Raw genomic sequence first — 15,911 nt, forward strand, 5'->3', positions numbered from 1 at the left:
ATCTTCTCCATTAAAATTTAGATAGATGATAACAAAAGGAAAAATATCAATTTTGCTGTTTATTCACTTCGTCGGATTTAGGTCTTTTTTCCCTTTTTCTCATCACCGGAAACCATTGTCTTCCATACATTTTGAAAAGCGAAGGTGGGGAGTGGGAATATATTTTGTGATAAAAAATCTGTACCTTCATTTAGAGAGAAATTTACTCCAATTTTTAAGGTACAGATCCAAGAGTAACGCTTAGAATAATATGTTGCGATTAATTATCTTCTTCCGGCAATTCTAACTGTTCTGGTGAAAGGATAATTCCAGTTAAATCTGCATATACAAAATCTTCTGGAAGGAAGGAAACGCCACCAAAATTGACTGGCACATCAACTTCACCTGTCATTTGTTCATCTGCTGATACTGGAATTGGTGCTAGTGCTTGAATACCAATATCAATATTTTCTAATTGGTCAATTTGACGTACCGCACCATACACAATAATGCCTTCCCAGCCGTTATCTGCAGCTAATTGCGCCAACTCGGCATCAATCAACGCACGGCGTACCGCACCACCACCATCAATCAATAATACTCGTCCATGTCCATCTTCTTCTAATACTTCTGCAATTAAACCATTGCTTTCAAAACATTTGATTGTGGTAATTTTTCCTGAAAATGCTGAAATACCGCCGAAACTAGAAAAAATTGGGTCAACAACATCAACTTGATCCAAGTAAATATCGCAAAGTTCTGATGTGTCAATTCTCATTGTGTTTTCCTTTGTTAATAAACTTTAGAACCCTACTCTAAGTACAGTCCTAAACTAAAAATAATGTTAAATAATAGTGCTAGTTTAGCCATTTGTGCAAGCATTGGGCGTAATTCTATCGCATCTTTATGGCGTAATACAAAAACTGCGTGTTTTATCAACAATGGCAAAATAACAATAAATAAGAAACTGTACCAGTGTTGAAAGTAATAGATAGCAAATGATAATGCACAAAGTACAGCTAACGTCAGTAACGCAATATGATAATAGCAGCCATACTTCGCTCCAATGCGTACAATTAACGTATTTTTACCTGATTTTTTATCTTGTTCTACATCGCGTAAATTATTGATATTTAACACAGCAACTGCTAAAAAACCAGACATCATTGCAGGTAAAAAGATACTATGGCTCAACTGATGTGCTTGCAAATAAAATGTGCCACCTACGCCAAGCAAACCAAAGAAAATAAAAACAGAAATATCACCTAACCCCATATATCCATAAGGTTTTTTACCAACAGTATAAGTAATTGAAGCAATAATCGCTAATACGCCCAGCACAACAAACGCCAACACATCATTCCATGTTTGACAAGAAACAGCGATTAAAGCAACGCCTGACACCATACTTGCTAACGTGACTAAAATTAATCCTACCCGTAATTGAGCAAAACTGATTACCCCTTGTTGAATCCCTCTTAATGGACCGATACGCTCAGCGGTATCAGAACCTTTAACATGATCGCCATAATCATTAGCAAAGTTAGATACAATCTGTAATAACGTTGCGGTCACTAACGCTAAAAAAGCAACAATCCCGTTAAATTGCTGATAATAATGTGCTAAAGCAGAACCAGTGACGATAGAAGCTATCGCTAATGGCAAAGTTTTTGGTCTTGCGGTTTCTAACCACATTTTACATTTGCTTGGTTTCATTAATTTCTCTAGATTTATCAATTCTTATCGCAACACTATGCGTAAAAGAGTTGTTCTTATAAAATAAGTTGGTCATTTTACCCGAATTGATTTGATTGTATAGTGAATTCAATCCAAATCTGTGCTTGGTACAAGCTCTTAACTCACTGATTTCAAGCTTATTTACGCTAACTACTTATTTATTGGCATAAGAGGCAAAACTATTATGCAATTACAGCCTATTGCAACTATCTATACCCCTTATACAGAAAAATTTTCCGTACCTCGCCAACCTGACTTGGTGAAACATGGCACAGGAATCTTAGAATTATTACCCCCTTATAATGTCCCCGAATGTGTCAGGGGCTTAGAACAATTTTCACACTTATGGCTTATTTTCCAATTTGACCGTATCCCTGTTGGCAAGTGGTCACCCACAGTGCGTCCACCTCGTTTAGGCGGCAACCAACGTATTGGTGTATTTGCCTCTCGTTCTACTCATCGTCCTAATCCACTCGGTTTATCTAAAGTTCGTCTAAACCATATTGAGATTAAACAAGGGAAAGTACGATTACATTTAGGGAGTGTTGATCTCGTCAATGGTACACCTATTTTTGATATTAAACCCTATCTCGCTTATGCAGATAGTGAGCCTCTTGCTCAATCTAGTTTTGCTCAGACTAAACCTGAAGCAACATTACAGGTGATTTTTACTCCAGCAGCTAAACAACAAGCGACTATCTTAGCTTCGCAATACCCTGATTTATTATTATTAATTACCGAAGTATTACAGCAAGATCCTCGCCCTGCCTATCAGCAAAGACAGATTTCTGATCGGATTTATGGCATGACCTTGTGGGATATTAATATTCAATGGCGAATGCGTTCAGTACAAACCATTGAAGTTCTCGCTTTGACAAAATCTATTTAATATTTTTTAGCTATTTTGCTGTAATTAGTATTTAGGTTTCGCCCTAAAGGGCGACTTCATTTTCTTTACTTGTGTAAAGAAAACGAAGCAAAAGAAACACACCCTCGCACACTTGCTACTCCTCATTCCAATAAGATTTTCCGGGCGGCAAAAAACAGAGATTTTTCTCACTACGTTCGAAAAATGATCACTTTTTTTGCCTGAAAATCTTATTTACATTCGGGCAAGTGTGAGAGGGAGCCCAATAAACATTTATTAAATTTTGTGATTAAATTTAGATTTATCAATAGTCTGCAGTCTTGAATAATCAAGACCGCTTCCATTGTCTTAGTCTTATTTTTGACTGCATACTGCAATAAAATGCAGTTTATTTTGTGGATCATTAAAGAATTTAAACTTCTTTTTAAACGTTGCACGATTTTCTGATTTAAGTGCATTTCTCACAATTTTTAATGTTCCCAATACACCTTCATCATGGATCATTCCTTTAGGTGACAATAATGTCATCTCTCCAGAGTAAGTATCCACATTACTAAAACCTGCTGATTTAAATAAGACTTTCCAATCTTCTTTTGTTAATGGTGTTACACTTACATTAATCACATCACGCAACACAGATAAGATTGCCTCTGAATTAGGTTCTAATAACATCACATCATGGGTTAATAAAAAACCACCTGGCTTTAATACGCGAAAATATTCTGCTACCGCTTTTTGTTTTGCTTCAATTGGCAACATAGTCAACATTGCTTCATTAATCACAACATCAAACGAATTATCTGCGAAAGGTAATTTCATCGCATTAGCACGTTGCACATGAATAAGATGCTCCAATTTTGCTTCACTAATATTTTTTTGTGCTTTTGCTAATGCTTGCTCATCAAGATCTACACCTTCGATCTGACAACCAAATTGACTCGCTAAACCAATCGCAGTCGTTCCCATATTACACGCAACTTCAAGTACTTTTTTATCTTTGTTGAAATCTGCGTTAGCGATCAGCCAATCTGTTCCTTTTCTCCCACCTGGACGAAGACGAGTTTTACCTAAACGAGCTAAAAAATTATGCCCCATTTCTTCTTTTTTCATCATATTTCCTTAATCGTTAGATAAATACGTGGTTTATTACCTCGTACCATAAACTACAATGGTTTTTCCATGTGCAGAAATCAATCCTTGATCTTCTAACATCTTTAAAATACGTCCCACTGTTTCTCGGGAACAACCAACAATTTGCCCAATTTCTTGGCGAGTAATTTTGATTTGCATCCCTTCCGGATGTGTCATTGCTTCTGGCATTTTTGCTAAATGCAATAACGTTTGAGCAATACGTCCGGTAACATCTAAGAACGCCAAGTTACTCACTTGTTTAGAGGTATTTTGTAAACGGCGTGCTAATTGTGCTGTGAGATACATCAAGATCTCAGGATTAACTTGAATTAACTGACGGAATTTTTTATAAGAAATTTCAGCAACTTCACAAGTTGTTTTTGCTTTCACCCATGCAGTCCGTACTTTAACTTCTTCAAACAAACCGATTTCACCAAAGAACTCACCTTGGCTCAAATAAGAAAGGATCATCTCTTTCCCTTCATCATCTTTCACTAAAACAGCAACAGAACCTTTAATTAAATAATATAAGGTTTCTGCTTTTTCACCGGCATTGATTAATGTACTTTTTGAGGGATATTTGTGAATGTGGCAATGAGATAAAAACCATTCTAAAGTCGGGTCACCTGCATGTGCTATTCCCGTATCATCCTGTTGCATTTCAATTTCTTCTTTCATATCCATACCACCAACACTTATGAGATTGAATCGAGATTTAAGACACTGTTTTTATAGCATATTTTGCTTAGGTTGTCTTAAAAATTCCCGTTTTTCCTTGAGATCTAATGATTGATGTAGTTCTGACCACACAATCACGACCTCACCTGATTTAATCTGTTTTAATAATCGTGCTTCTTTTTCCGCTAACGTTAATTCACGCACGCCATAATCTGTACCTTCTCGTAAAATGAAACTCTGTACAATATTATGTAATGCGGTATCGCTTAGCTGTTCCCACGGAATAATCATCATTTAACCTAATCCAATAATGGTTCAATTAATTGCCACTGAGTCGCAAAATCTTGACTTGGTAAATGACGGAAATTTGAACGGACATACCGCATAAATTGTCCCTCACATAATAAAACTAAATGTCCTGCAATAGTACGCTCATCAACTTTAAAACCGCGACCTTCTCGTAACTTTCGCATTTGCAATACATTGACTAACTGTAATTCCAAACGATCAAAAAATGTCGCTACCCGGATCTGTAATGCTTTATCTTCAAACATTAATGCATGACCAGTTAAAATCCGAGTTAAACCTGGGTTCTTTTGTGCAAAGGTTAATACCATCTGCAAAATATCATGCACTCGCATTTTTGTATCCGTTTGCATTTTCATTGACTGAGTAATCCGTTGTAATAACACCGTTTCAATTTGCTCAATCAAGGCTTCAAAAATTTTTGTTTTACTTGGAAAGTAACGATACAACGCAGCTTCAGATACGCCCACTGCTTCCGCTAGTTTTGCAGTTGTAATACGTTCCATTCCCTGCTCAGAATGTAATAAATGGGCAACAATCGTTAATACTTGTTGCCGTCTTGCCGCTAAAGATCGCTTTTCAATCTTCTTTTTAGGCTTATTTTCCTGTATGACCAAATCCACCGCTGCCTCGTTCTGTTTGCTCAAAATCAGTGACGATATTAAATTCAGCTTGTACAACAGGCACAAACACAAGCTGCGCAATTCGATCCCCAACTTCAATCGTAAATGGCTGTTCGCTACGATTCCAAGCTGAGATCATTAATGGTCCTTGATAATCAGAATCGATTAATCCCACTAAATTTCCTAACACAATGCCATGTTTATGACCTAATCCAGAACGAGGCAAAATCACAGCTGCTAAATTCGGATCGGCAATATAAATGGAAAGTCCTGTGGGAATTAAACGGGTTTCACCTGGTTGTAAGATAATTTTTTCATCAATCAAAGCACGTAAGTCTAAACCAGCGGATCCCTCTGTTGCATAACTCGGGAGTGGAAATTCATTCCCGATACGAGAATCAAGAATTTTTACATCAATTTTTTTCATCATAATTTTTGTTTTTTTGATAGAGATTAATAATATGACTAACCAATTGTTCTGCTAATTGTTGCTTATCTGTCAGAGGCAAACTGATATTTCCATCATGCCAAAAAAGTTGTAACGCATTATTATCGCTACTAAATCCTTGTCCAGCAATCGACACATCATTAGCACAAATTAAATCTAATTGCTTACGAACTAATTTATCTTTTGCATAATTTTCAACATCTTGCGTTTCAGCCGCAAACCCTACCGTAAAAGGTCGATTTTCTTTGAGATGGCCAACGTCGGCAATAATATCAGGATTTTTTATTAATTTTAATGTTAATTCATCCCCGGTTTTCTTTATTTTTTGCGTAGCAATTTCAGCTACTCGATAATCTGCTACGGCCGCACAACCAATAAAAATTTGATGATTTGTTGCTGCTTGTAACGATTGCTGCCACATTTGTTGTGCCGTCGTTACCGAAATTAAGTTTACTCCTTGCGGCACAGCTAAATTCACTGGTCCACTAATCAAAGTCACATCTGCACCTTGCATAGCAAAAGCTTTTGCTATCGCATATCCCATTTTACCCGAACTATAATTCGAAATATAACGAACAGGATCTATTGGTTCTTGTGTTGGCCCCGCAGTAATCGCCACTTTTAGACCACTTAATGTTTTTTCTGCACAAAATGTCTGGGTAACCGCAGTAAAAATTTCTGCTGGCTCTGACATTCTACCCGCTCCGATATCACCACACGCCTGGGCACCACTATTCGGTCCAATAATCGTTATACCTCTTTGTTGTAAACTTTTAATATGTTGTTGGACCACCGCTTGAGCATACATTTGTTGGTTCATTGCTGGTGCAACAAAAATAGGTGCCTGTGTTGCTAAACATAATGTGGTGAGTAGATCATTCGCCATTCCTAAATTAAAACGTGCAAGAAAATCTGCCGTTGCTGGGGCAATCACAATCGCATCCGCCCATTTAGCCAACTCAATATGCCCCATTGCTAATTCAGCTTGAGGATCAAATAAAGATTGAGAAACAGCATTCCCTGAGATCGCTTGTAGAGTAAGAGGAGAAACAAAGTGAGAGGCTGCTTCAGTTAACACAACTCTAACTTCTGCATTTTGTTTACGTAATAAACGGATAAATTCAATTGTTTTATAAGCAGCAATACCGCCAGTAATACCGACAACAATACGTTTCTGTTGGAGAAAATTATCCACTGGTTGATAACCTCTAGAAAAAACAACAAAAGATGAATCATTCTACTGGATATTTACTACCCTGCCAATTTACCCAGCGACTTATTCACTTAAAAAATGATTTTTTCCTGTTTTACGATCCCTCTTCCATAACAGATCAAAAAAACTCTTTACGGAATGAATCTACTTTATGCTGGATGCCATTGTTATTTCATTCACTTTTAATCTTATGTCTAATTTAATGCCTCGAGAAAAATTGTTGCAACAAGGTGTCGAATCGCTTAGTGATCAAGAATTACTCGCTATCTTTTTACGTACTGGGTTTAAGCAATGCCCAGTGATAACTTTAGCAGCCAATACCCTTGCTCATTTTGGCTCATTACGTGCATTATTAACTGCTTCACTCGATCAATTCTGTGCGGTAAAAGGTCTTGGAACAACGCAATATGTACAACTCCAAGCTTGTGTCGAAATGACAAAACGTTACCTTTCTCAAGAATTACAACAACAACCACTATTTAATAACATTGAATTTGCCAAACTGTATGTACAAAGTGAATTGGCAACGCAACAAAGAGAAATGTTTATGGTGTTATTTTTGGATAATCAACACTATCTAATACGACAAGATATCCTGTTCCAAGGGACAATCAATAGTACTCAAGTCCACCCACGAGAAATCATTAAATCAGCACTGCAATACAATGCAGCAGCGATTATTCTTGCTCATAATCATCCTTCAGGAATCACCACACCAAGCCAACAGGATATTCATATTACGCATAATATTCAGCAAGCCTGTCAATTAGTAGATATTCGAGTATTAGATCATTTAATTGTGGGGAAAAATCAGGTGTTGTCGTTTTGTGAGGAGGGATTAATTAAACAAATTTCGGATAAATAGAAATCTAAATTCAGTTTAATGACAAAGTCTATTTAATATTTTTTAGCTATTTTTGCTCTAACTAACATTTATTAGATTTGTGAGCAATTTCAGGTTTGTTATCAGTCTGATAATTTATTCTATTTTGAAGCCTAACATCCCGTTAGGCTTCATCTCATAAACAACCAATTAACCTAATAACTGATTAATACGTTTAATAAATGCGGCTGGATTTTCTAGCGTGCCTCGTTCTGCTAACAACGCTTGATCGAATAACAACTCAATCCACTCTGCAAATTGTTGTTCATCAGCAATATCCGCCACTTTTTTTACTAAACTATGTTCTGGGTTAAGCTCAAAAGTATATTTCACTTCTGGCATTTTTTGCCCTGCTGCGGCAAATAACTTCGCCATTTGTGTCGTCATTTGATCGCTATCTGTTGATACAATCGCAGGCGTTTCACTTAAACGGTGAGTTAAACGAACATCTTTGACTCGTTCACCTAATAAGGTTTTAACGCGTTCAATAAATGAAGCGAACTCTTGAGCTTCTTCTTTTTGTTTATCCTCTTCCTCTTTATCCGCTAAATCGCCAAGATCAAGATCAGACTTAGTAATTGTTTGTAATGGCTTACCATCAAATTCTGTGAGATAGCTTAGCATCCATTCATCAATACGATCAGATAGCAGTAATACTTCAATGCCTTTCTTATTGAAGATCTCTAAATGTGGGCTATTTTTCGCTGCCATATAGCTATCCGCAGTGATGTAATAAATAGCTTTTTGTCCTTCTTTCATCCGTGCCACATAATCAGTCAACGAAACAGTTTGTTCGCTGCTCTCATTATGGGTTGAAGCAAAACGTAATAATTTCGCAATTTCTTCTTTATTAGCTGGGTCTTCTGCTGGTCCTTCTTTTAATACCAAACCAAATTCTTGCCAGAATTGTTGATATTTCGTTTTGTCTTCATCTTTCGCTAATTTTTCTAACATTCCTAACGCACGTTTAGTCAATGCTTTACGTAACGCCGCAGTTACTTTATTGTCTTGTAGAATTTCACGAGAAACATTTAATGGCAGATCATTGGAATCAATTAAGCCTTTAATAAAGCGTAAGTAATTCGGCATAAATTGTTCTGCATCATCCATGATAAAGACACGTTGTACATACAATTTCAAACCGTGTTTTTGTTCACGATTGAAGAGATCCCACGGTGCTTTTGCTGGTAAATATAATAGGCTAGTATATTCTTGATTTCCTTCAACTTTATTATGCGCCCATAGCATTGGGTCAGCAAAATCATGGCTTAAATGTTTATAAAATTCTTTATATTCTTCATCACTAATTTCTGACTTAGAACGCGTCCAAAGCGCTTGAGCTTTATTAATTTTTTCCCATTTAACGCCTGTTTCTTTACCTTCTTCATCATATTCTTTGGTTAAGATTTCTACTGGTAAGCCAATATGATCAGAATATTTGCCAATAATTTCACGCAAACGCCACTCATTTAAGAACTCTTTTTCATCTTCACGTAAATGTAAGGTAATTTCTGTACCACGTTCTTTTTTCTCAATATCCGCAACACTAAACTCACCTTCACCCGCAGATTCCCAAAGTACCCCTTGTTCCGCACTCACACCTGCAGCACGTGTTTTTACCGTTACTTTATCTGCCACAATAAACGCTGAATAAAAACCAACCCCAAATTGTCCAATAAGTTGGCTATCTTTCGCCTGTTCTGAACCTAATGAAGATAAAAATTCTTTAGTCCCTGATTTCGCAATAGTACCGAGATGTTCAATCGCTTGCTCACGGGTCATACCAATCCCATTATCACTAATTGTTAAGGTACCTTTATCTGCATCAAAGCTAATTCTTACTTTTAAATCACCATTGCCCTCATATAATTCTGGTGCAGATAATGCTTTAAAACGAAGTTTATCAGCAGCATCAGAAGCATTAGAAATAAGCTCTCTTAAAAAGATCTCTTTATTAGAATAAAGTGAATGGATCATTAATTGCAGAAGTTGTTTAACTTCTGATTGAAAGCCTCTCGTTTCTTGATTCTTACTCATATATTTTCCTTTCTAGATATCAACCAACATACTTTAATCAATTATGCTGACATAATCGTCACACATCGGCTGCATAAAATAGGTATAAAAATGTCGATTTCAAGATTTTAGGCAATAAAAAAGTGCGATCGATATCGATCACACTTTTTCCACAACATAGCTCTAACTTAGAATGAATATTTAAGCCCTACTTTTAAGCCATATTGGTTTAATTTAACACCACTCCAATTACCTAAACGGTTATATTCTAAAGCAGTGTTAAGATCTAAACTCGGCGCTAAACCATAATTTGCCCCAACCATAGCACCATAGCCTAATTTTGTTGAAGAATCTTTATCATTAAAATTTCTTCCTGCATTATCTACATAAGAATCTGTTACTTTTACGCTATTAGCTGATAAACGCGCTCCTACATAAGGTTTAATTGGTGCATTTAAATCAATATCATAAATTGCAGATACCCCAAAACCTTGCGCTTTAGCTTTAGTATGTCCTTTTACTGTGCCGTCATTATAGCTACCTTTCGCTTTGCCATAATTTGTATAATCTACCGCAGCACGCCAATCACCCATTTTATAACCGACCGCAATACTTGGTTCTAAATTGCTATCGCTAATATTGCCATGAGCAAGACCTGAAGTTTTTAATTTTGAGTAGCCTAAATCACCTTGGACATAAACTTCTGCATTGGCTGCTGATGCAACTACTAATGCACCTAATGCAACGGCTAATAGTTTTTTCATTTGCTCTCTCCTTATTTGATCAAATAAATCTGGTGCAATATATCACGATTTTTTAAATTTAGTATCTCTTGTTTCAACTTTTTCAAACCGTAACCTTGTCTTACACTGTTTACAGAAATATTCTACTCCGCCACGCAGGACTTTATTATGTCTGCGAATACTTAAATAGTGAATTTGGCAAGCACAACGATAACGATACGTTTTACCTTGCACACTTTGTACCGCAAATTGATGTTTGGTTTCAGCTGGCACCCCAAACACTTCTGTCATGACCATTTTCCACTCTTTCCCATGTGGCGGTACTCGTCCAAATAGTTGATAGACCACTAAATGAGCCAATTCATGTGGCACAACCTGATCAATAAACGCTTGTTGATTTTCTAGTAATAACACGGGATTCAAACGAATTTCCCATTCTCGTAAATAAGCCACACCTGCTTTTACTCCTCGTAATTGATAACTCACGGCTGGACGAGGAAATTCACATTGAAAACAATCCTGTGCCAGTTGCAAGCAGTGGGATAATTTTCGATTTACTTGTAAATGGAGATGTCGTTCTTGTTGTGTTGTCATTAGGCTCTGTAATATTTTGGTTACTACTTAATTAAAGCAGATGATCTTAACGGATCTTTTTCCGCTTTGTCATCTCAACCTTATCTTATCAATAATCTTCTTAACCATATTCAACTTTTTGCATATAAATTTTTAGTAATTCCCTTGAAAGCGATTAAGGCATACCCATCTTATGCCTCGCGAAAGACAAATGATTGTCGAGGAGGATTATATGAATATCGAGAAATTTACTACCAAATTCCAACAGGCTTTAGCTGAGGCACAATCTCTCGCTATCGGGAAAGATCAGCAATATATTGAACCATTACACTTAATGAGTGCATTGCTACAACAAGATGGTGGCTCAATCGCACCTTTACTTACTGCTGCTGGCGTGAATGCTGCGCAATTACGCCAAACTATTAATCAAGAAATTGATCGTTTACCGCGTGTATCGGGTAATAGTGGTGATGTACAAGTTTCACCTGCTTTAGTCAGAATGTTGAATTTATGCGATAAATTCGCTCAACAACGCAATGACAAATTTATCTCTTCTGAACTTTTTGTATTAGCCGCCTTAGACAGCTCTGACAAACTGAGTGACCTGCTAAAGAAAAGCGGACTTACTAAACAAAATTTAATCGCAAGTATTGATAAAATGCGTGGCGGTGAAAATGTAAATGATGCTGGTGCAGAAGAAACTCGCCAAGCATTACAAAAATATACGATTGATTTAACAGCAAGAGCGGAAAGTGGCAAGTTAGATCCTGTGATTGGGCGTGATGATGAAATTCGCCGTACTATTCAAGTGTTGCAACGCCGTACAAAAAATAACCCAGTGTTAATTGGTGAACCTGGGGTAGGTAAAACAGCGATTGTTGAAGGGCTTGCTCAACGTATCGTAAATGGAGAAGTCCCAGAAGGATTACGCCATAAACGGGTACTTTCTCTTGATATGGGAGCGTTAATCGCTGGTGCTAAATATCGTGGTGAGTTTGAAGAACGTCTTAAAGCCGTATTGAATGAGTTGGCTAAAGAAGAAGGTCGTATCATTTTATTTATTGATGAAATTCATACCATGGTTGGCGCAGGTAAAACCGATGGTGCGATGGATGCAGGTAACCTATTAAAACCATCTCTTGCACGTGGTGAATTACACTGTGTCGGGGCAACCACTTTAGATGAATACCGTCAATATATTGAAAAAGATGCTGCTTTAGAGCGCCGTTTCCAAAAAGTATTAGTCGATGAACCGAGTGTGGAAGATACGATTGCAATTTTGCGTGGTCTAAAAGAGCGTTATGAAATCCACCACCATGTACAAATTACTGACCCAGCGATTGTCGCCGCAGCAACCTTATCTCACCGCTATATTTCTGATCGTCAGTTACCAGATAAAGCGATTGATTTAATTGATGAAGCGGCTTCAAGTATTCGTATGGAAATCGACTCTAAACCTCAACCATTGGATAAATTGGAACGCCGTATTATTCAATTAAAACTTGAACAACAAGCGTTACAAAAAGAGGAAGATGAAGCGAGCCATAAACGTTTAGAAATGCTTGAAAAAGAGTTGAATGAAAAAGAAAAAGAGTATTCTGAGCTAGAAGAAGTTTGGAAAAGTGAAAAGGCAGCTCTTTCTGGTGCACAACACATTAAATCTGAGTTAGATAATGCGAAAACCCAGATGGAACAAGCATATCGTGCAGGTGATATTGCAAAAATGTCCGAATTAAAATACAGCACCATTCCTAACTTGGAAAAACAATTAGAACAAGCGGAAAGTGCCGAAGGCAAAGAGATGACCTTATTACGTTATCGTGTTACTGATGAGGAGATTGCAGAAGTGCTTTCTCGCGCAACAGGTATTCCAGTTGCTCGTATGATGGAAGGGGAAAAAGAAAAACTATTACGAATGGAAGAAGAGTTACACAAACGTGTTATTGGTCAAAATGAAGCCGTAGAAGCCGTGGCTAATGCAATTCGCCGTAGTCGTGCTGGTTTAGCAGATCCTAACCGTCCAATTGGATCATTCCTCTTCTTAGGACCAACTGGGGTAGGTAAAACAGAACTTTGCAAGACCTTAGCAAACTTTATGTTTGATAGCGAAGATGCAATGGTGCGTATTGATATGTCTGAATTTATGGAAAAACATTCCGTTTCACGTTTAGTCGGCGCACCTCCAGGCTATGTCGGTTATGAAGAAGGCGGTTACTTGACCGAAGCCGTACGTCGTCGTCCATATTCTGTTATTTTGTTAGATGAAGTCGAAAAAGCACACCGTGATGTGTTTAACATTTTATTACAAGTCTTAGATGATGGACGTTTAACTGATGGTCAAGGTCGTACTGTGGATTTCCGTAATACAGTGGTGATTATGACATCAAACTTAGGTTCAGATTTAATCCAATCTCAAGCCCAAAATCTTGATTATGGTGAAATGAAAGAAGTAGTGATGTCAGTAGTAGGACAACATTTCCGTCCTGAATTTATTAATCGTATTGATGAAAGTGTTGTATTCCACCCACTTGGTAAAGAGAACATCCGTGCGATTGCTTCAATTCAATTAGGTCGCTTAATTAAACGGATGCAAGAACATGGTTATCTCTTACACTTTACCGATCAAGCGTTAGATTACCTCGGTGAGGTCGGTTACGATCCAATTTATGGTGCAAGACCATTAAAACGTGCAATCCAAAATTTAGTCGAAAATCCACTTGCACAACAAATTTTGTCAGGTGCATTACTACCAGATAAAACTATCGCAATTAGTTTTGCCGATGGCAAAATGATTGCAAAACAATAATTCATCATCTTACACCACCATCAGTCAAATGCTGATGGTGGTTTCTTTTTCTTACCATTCTCGTTACACTCTTAACGTTCATTATTTTCTGCTGATTACTGATAAGGAATGTTAGGATGAAAACAATCTTTGATATTAATTTTGCTATCCTTTATCACCAACACCTTGCTTCTTGCCAAAATCATCACATTTCAGCAGAAAAATGGGACGAAAAAGCCGAAAAAATGGCAAAACATCTGGTAGAAAAAACCGATTTTTATACAGAAACCTTATTGCAACTGATCAATGCCCAACCTAATGAAACCGTTTTAGATATAGGATGTGGACCTGGTACACTGTCTTTACCACTCGCCAAACAGTGTCAGCACGTTTATGCGTTAGATTACAGCCAAGGGATGCTATCCGTCTTAGCCAATTATCAGCAACGCTTAAATTTATCCAATATCACACCTATTCATACAGCTTGGGAAGAAAATTGGCAGCACATTCCTACAACAGATATAGTTGTTGCTTCACGTTCCACCCTTGTTAATGATCTTGATGATGCGATTGATAAAATTACCCAAAAAGCACGAAAGTGCGTTTATCTGACTGCCATTACTCAACCTAGTTTTTTAGATCCTGATATTTTTACGGCAATAGGTCGCCAACCAAGCGGTTTCCCAACCTATATTTACTGGTTAAACCGCCTTTATCAGCGAGGTATTCAGGCCGAAGTTCACTTTATTGATACACAGATTTCCCACTATCAAGGTGAAAGCTATCTGGATCTCTTAAAGTCTGTTGAATTTACCCTTGGACAGCTTACTGAAAATGAAAAAATATGCCTAGAAAACTTTTACAATGAAAGAATAAAATCTCAACAGCCAATTAAGCATGGTCAACAACAATGGGCTTTGATTTCTTGGCGAGTGTGAACTTTTATAGACTATACCTTTTAACCAAAGAAAAAATCCTCGCATCATATTGATCTGTGAGGATTTTATTTCATCTAGATTAATTTGATAATGAGCCAATAAATTAGAAAACGCATAATGATAGCTTCTATCATCATGCGTTTCTTGAGTTGTGCAGCCACTGATGCAATCAATAATAATAGGATGTTGAAAGGTTTAAATTATGAGAACGCCACTGTTGTGAAGTCGAATATTCATAAGAAGCACCAATTTTCCAACGTTCCGTGATATTCCAATCTGTTCCCAATTTCACTGTAAAATGATTCGTTGGCATTGCAACATCAGATTGATACTCAATCGTTAGATCACTAACAGTCTGCTTATTTACTTGCTTGATATCTCGTTCAAATCCTACTTTTAAATAAGCTTTTAAGTTATCTCGCAACATATACTCTGTTGCTAAGCCTAAATGTAAAGTTAATTGGGAGGCATTTAGCGCTAAAATACGAGCACTAGCACTACCTCCTGAATGGGCACTGATATATTGCAAGCCAGCAGTAGGCGTAACTTGTAAATCATCCCACCTAAATTGGCGACTCACCGCAATACCTGCAGTATATTGATGAGCTGTAAAGGTATCTTTTTGATCTGTCTGTACTTTACCTGAAATATAGCCATAACCAACAGAGGTTAACCAATCTACACCTAAGCCAGTATAACGATAGCCCATTGAAATAGAAGTCGTTTGATGATGGGTAGTATGTTGAGTATTATTTAATTTATCTTTCCAACTTGTCTGACCTAAACTAATTTGTACACCAAAACTTCCATTTAAAACAGGTGTACTGCGTCCGAGTAAAATACGATTAGTCTGTGATTCACTTGATAAACTCTGTATATTTGTTCTCAATTTTTGCTGTTGATAATCTACCCATAGATTATTTTCAATATTAAGGTTTTGCCATAAAGTGCGTTGAGCCGATAAGAGATTAAGATTATCCATATATAATC

Annotated in this window: 16 protein-coding genes; 4 read left to right on the forward strand and 12 right to left on the reverse strand. The window is 37.1% G+C overall.

Going from position 1 to position 15,911, the window contains the following annotated elements:
* Positions 1-259: 259 nt before the first annotated feature.
* Both rraA and PF272_RS04495 read right to left on the reverse strand, forming a co-directional pair.
* Positions 260-757, reverse strand: a complete 498-nt coding sequence (gene rraA / locus PF272_RS04490; RefSeq protein WP_271141786.1) for a ribonuclease E activity regulator RraA — start codon at positions 755-757, stop codon at positions 260-262.
* Positions 758-789: 32 nt separating this feature from the next.
* Positions 790-1,695 (reverse strand): 1,4-dihydroxy-2-naphthoate polyprenyltransferase, encoded by a 906-nt coding sequence (locus PF272_RS04495; RefSeq protein ID WP_271141787.1) that lies wholly within the window; start codon positions 1,693-1,695, stop codon positions 790-792.
* Positions 1,696-1,900: 205 nt separating this feature from the next.
* On the opposite strand from PF272_RS04495, the gene tsaA reads away from it, so the two are divergent.
* Positions 1,901-2,605 (forward strand): tRNA (N6-threonylcarbamoyladenosine(37)-N6)-methyltransferase TrmO, encoded by a 705-nt coding sequence (tsaA, locus tag PF272_RS04500; protein ID WP_271141788.1) that lies wholly within the window; start codon positions 1,901-1,903, stop codon positions 2,603-2,605.
* Positions 2,606-2,938: 333 nt separating this feature from the next.
* Here tsaA and PF272_RS04505 read toward each other — a convergent pair whose 3' ends face one another.
* The 6 genes from PF272_RS04505 to coaBC are packed head-to-tail and all read right to left on the reverse strand — an operon-like array spanning position 2,939 to position 6,965.
* Complete coding sequence (locus PF272_RS04505; RefSeq protein ID WP_271141797.1) at positions 2,939-3,694, reverse strand: class I SAM-dependent methyltransferase; 756 nt, start codon at positions 3,692-3,694, stop codon at positions 2,939-2,941.
* A 36-nt stretch (positions 3,695-3,730) separates the two neighbouring features.
* A complete protein-coding gene (gene crp, locus PF272_RS04510; RefSeq protein WP_156540686.1) occupies positions 3,731-4,399 on the reverse strand; it encodes a cAMP-activated global transcriptional regulator CRP in 669 nt (222 codons plus the stop codon).
* A 45-nt stretch (positions 4,400-4,444) separates the two neighbouring features.
* Complete coding sequence (locus PF272_RS04515; RefSeq protein WP_065234200.1) at positions 4,445-4,684, reverse strand: YheU family protein; 240 nt, start codon at positions 4,682-4,684, stop codon at positions 4,445-4,447.
* 8 nt (positions 4,685-4,692) lie between these two features.
* Positions 4,693-5,322, reverse strand: a complete 630-nt coding sequence (gene slmA / locus PF272_RS04520; protein ID WP_065234199.1) for a nucleoid occlusion factor SlmA — start codon at positions 5,320-5,322, stop codon at positions 4,693-4,695.
* Complete coding sequence (gene dut / locus PF272_RS04525; protein ID WP_065234219.1) at positions 5,297-5,749, reverse strand: dUTP diphosphatase; 453 nt, start codon at positions 5,747-5,749, stop codon at positions 5,297-5,299. The genes slmA and dut overlap by 26 nt, the downstream gene beginning before the upstream one ends.
* Positions 5,736-6,965 (reverse strand): bifunctional phosphopantothenoylcysteine decarboxylase/phosphopantothenate--cysteine ligase CoaBC, encoded by a 1,230-nt coding sequence (gene coaBC / locus PF272_RS04530; RefSeq protein ID WP_271141789.1) that lies wholly within the window; start codon positions 6,963-6,965, stop codon positions 5,736-5,738. The genes dut and coaBC overlap by 14 nt, the downstream gene beginning before the upstream one ends.
* A 208-nt stretch (positions 6,966-7,173) precedes the next feature.
* Between coaBC and radC the strand changes: the two genes are divergently transcribed.
* On the forward strand, positions 7,174-7,848 hold the full coding sequence (gene radC, locus PF272_RS04535) for a RadC family protein (protein ID WP_271141798.1): 675 nt from the start codon (positions 7,174-7,176) through the stop codon (positions 7,846-7,848).
* A gap of 168 nt (positions 7,849-8,016) precedes the next feature.
* Here the strand turns inward: radC and htpG are convergent, their stop codons facing one another.
* From htpG to PF272_RS04550, 3 genes are all read right to left on the reverse strand, one after another.
* Complete coding sequence (gene htpG / locus PF272_RS04540) at positions 8,017-9,903, reverse strand: molecular chaperone HtpG (protein WP_271141790.1); 1,887 nt, start codon at positions 9,901-9,903, stop codon at positions 8,017-8,019.
* Between the two features lie 167 nt (positions 9,904-10,070).
* Positions 10,071-10,646 (reverse strand): opacity family porin, encoded by a 576-nt coding sequence (locus PF272_RS04545; protein ID WP_271141791.1) that lies wholly within the window; start codon positions 10,644-10,646, stop codon positions 10,071-10,073.
* Between the two features lie 42 nt (positions 10,647-10,688).
* Positions 10,689-11,219, reverse strand: a complete 531-nt coding sequence (locus tag PF272_RS04550; RefSeq protein WP_271141792.1) for a SprT family zinc-dependent metalloprotease — start codon at positions 11,217-11,219, stop codon at positions 10,689-10,691.
* A gap of 211 nt (positions 11,220-11,430) precedes the next feature.
* Here PF272_RS04550 and clpB point away from each other — a divergent pair, with 211 nt between their 5' ends.
* Both clpB and PF272_RS04560 read left to right on the forward strand, forming a co-directional pair.
* Positions 11,431-14,004 (forward strand): ATP-dependent chaperone ClpB, encoded by a 2,574-nt coding sequence (gene clpB / locus PF272_RS04555; RefSeq protein ID WP_271141793.1) that lies wholly within the window; start codon positions 11,431-11,433, stop codon positions 14,002-14,004.
* A gap of 116 nt (positions 14,005-14,120) precedes the next feature.
* Positions 14,121-14,921, forward strand: coding sequence for a class I SAM-dependent methyltransferase (locus tag PF272_RS04560; protein ID WP_271141794.1), 801 nt, complete (start codon positions 14,121-14,123; stop codon positions 14,919-14,921).
* A 169-nt stretch (positions 14,922-15,090) separates the two neighbouring features.
* Here the strand turns inward: PF272_RS04560 and PF272_RS04565 are convergent.
* Positions 15,091-15,911, reverse strand: an 821-nt coding sequence (locus PF272_RS04565; protein ID WP_271141795.1) for an autotransporter outer membrane beta-barrel domain-containing protein, incomplete at its 5' end; no start/stop codon positions are given.

This window comes from Gallibacterium faecale, from assembly GCF_027920745.1.
GTDB lineage: Bacteria > Pseudomonadota > Gammaproteobacteria > Enterobacterales > Pasteurellaceae > Gallibacterium > Gallibacterium faecale.

Coding starts and splice junctions, on each gene's coding strand:
- htpG (WP_271141790.1), bottom strand. CDS start 9,903: ATGAGTAAGAATCAAGAAACGAGAGGCTTTCAATCAGAAGTTAAACAA.
- PF272_RS04495 (WP_271141787.1), bottom strand. CDS start 1,695: ATGAAACCAAGCAAATGTAAAATGTGGTTAGAAACCGCAAGACCAAAA.
- clpB (WP_271141793.1), top strand. CDS start 11,431: ATGAATATCGAGAAATTTACTACCAAATTCCAACAGGCTTTAGCTGAG.
- PF272_RS04550 (WP_271141792.1), bottom strand. CDS start 11,219: ATGACAACACAACAAGAACGACATCTCCATTTACAAGTAAATCGAAAA.
- PF272_RS04545 (WP_271141791.1), bottom strand. CDS start 10,646: ATGAAAAAACTATTAGCCGTTGCATTAGGTGCATTAGTAGTTGCATCA.
- radC (WP_271141798.1), top strand. CDS start 7,174: ATGTCTAATTTAATGCCTCGAGAAAAATTGTTGCAACAAGGTGTCGAA.
- PF272_RS04560 (WP_271141794.1), top strand. CDS start 14,121: ATGAAAACAATCTTTGATATTAATTTTGCTATCCTTTATCACCAACAC.
- rraA (WP_271141786.1), bottom strand. CDS start 757: ATGAGAATTGACACATCAGAACTTTGCGATATTTACTTGGATCAAGTT.
- PF272_RS04505 (WP_271141797.1), bottom strand. CDS start 3,694: ATGAAAAAAGAAGAAATGGGGCATAATTTTTTAGCTCGTTTAGGTAAA.
- crp (WP_156540686.1), bottom strand. CDS start 4,399: ATGGATATGAAAGAAGAAATTGAAATGCAACAGGATGATACGGGAATA.
- tsaA (WP_271141788.1), top strand. CDS start 1,901: ATGCAATTACAGCCTATTGCAACTATCTATACCCCTTATACAGAAAAA.
- PF272_RS04515 (WP_065234200.1), bottom strand. CDS start 4,684: ATGATTATTCCGTGGGAACAGCTAAGCGATACCGCATTACATAATATT.
- dut (WP_065234219.1), bottom strand. CDS start 5,749: ATGAAAAAAATTGATGTAAAAATTCTTGATTCTCGTATCGGGAATGAA.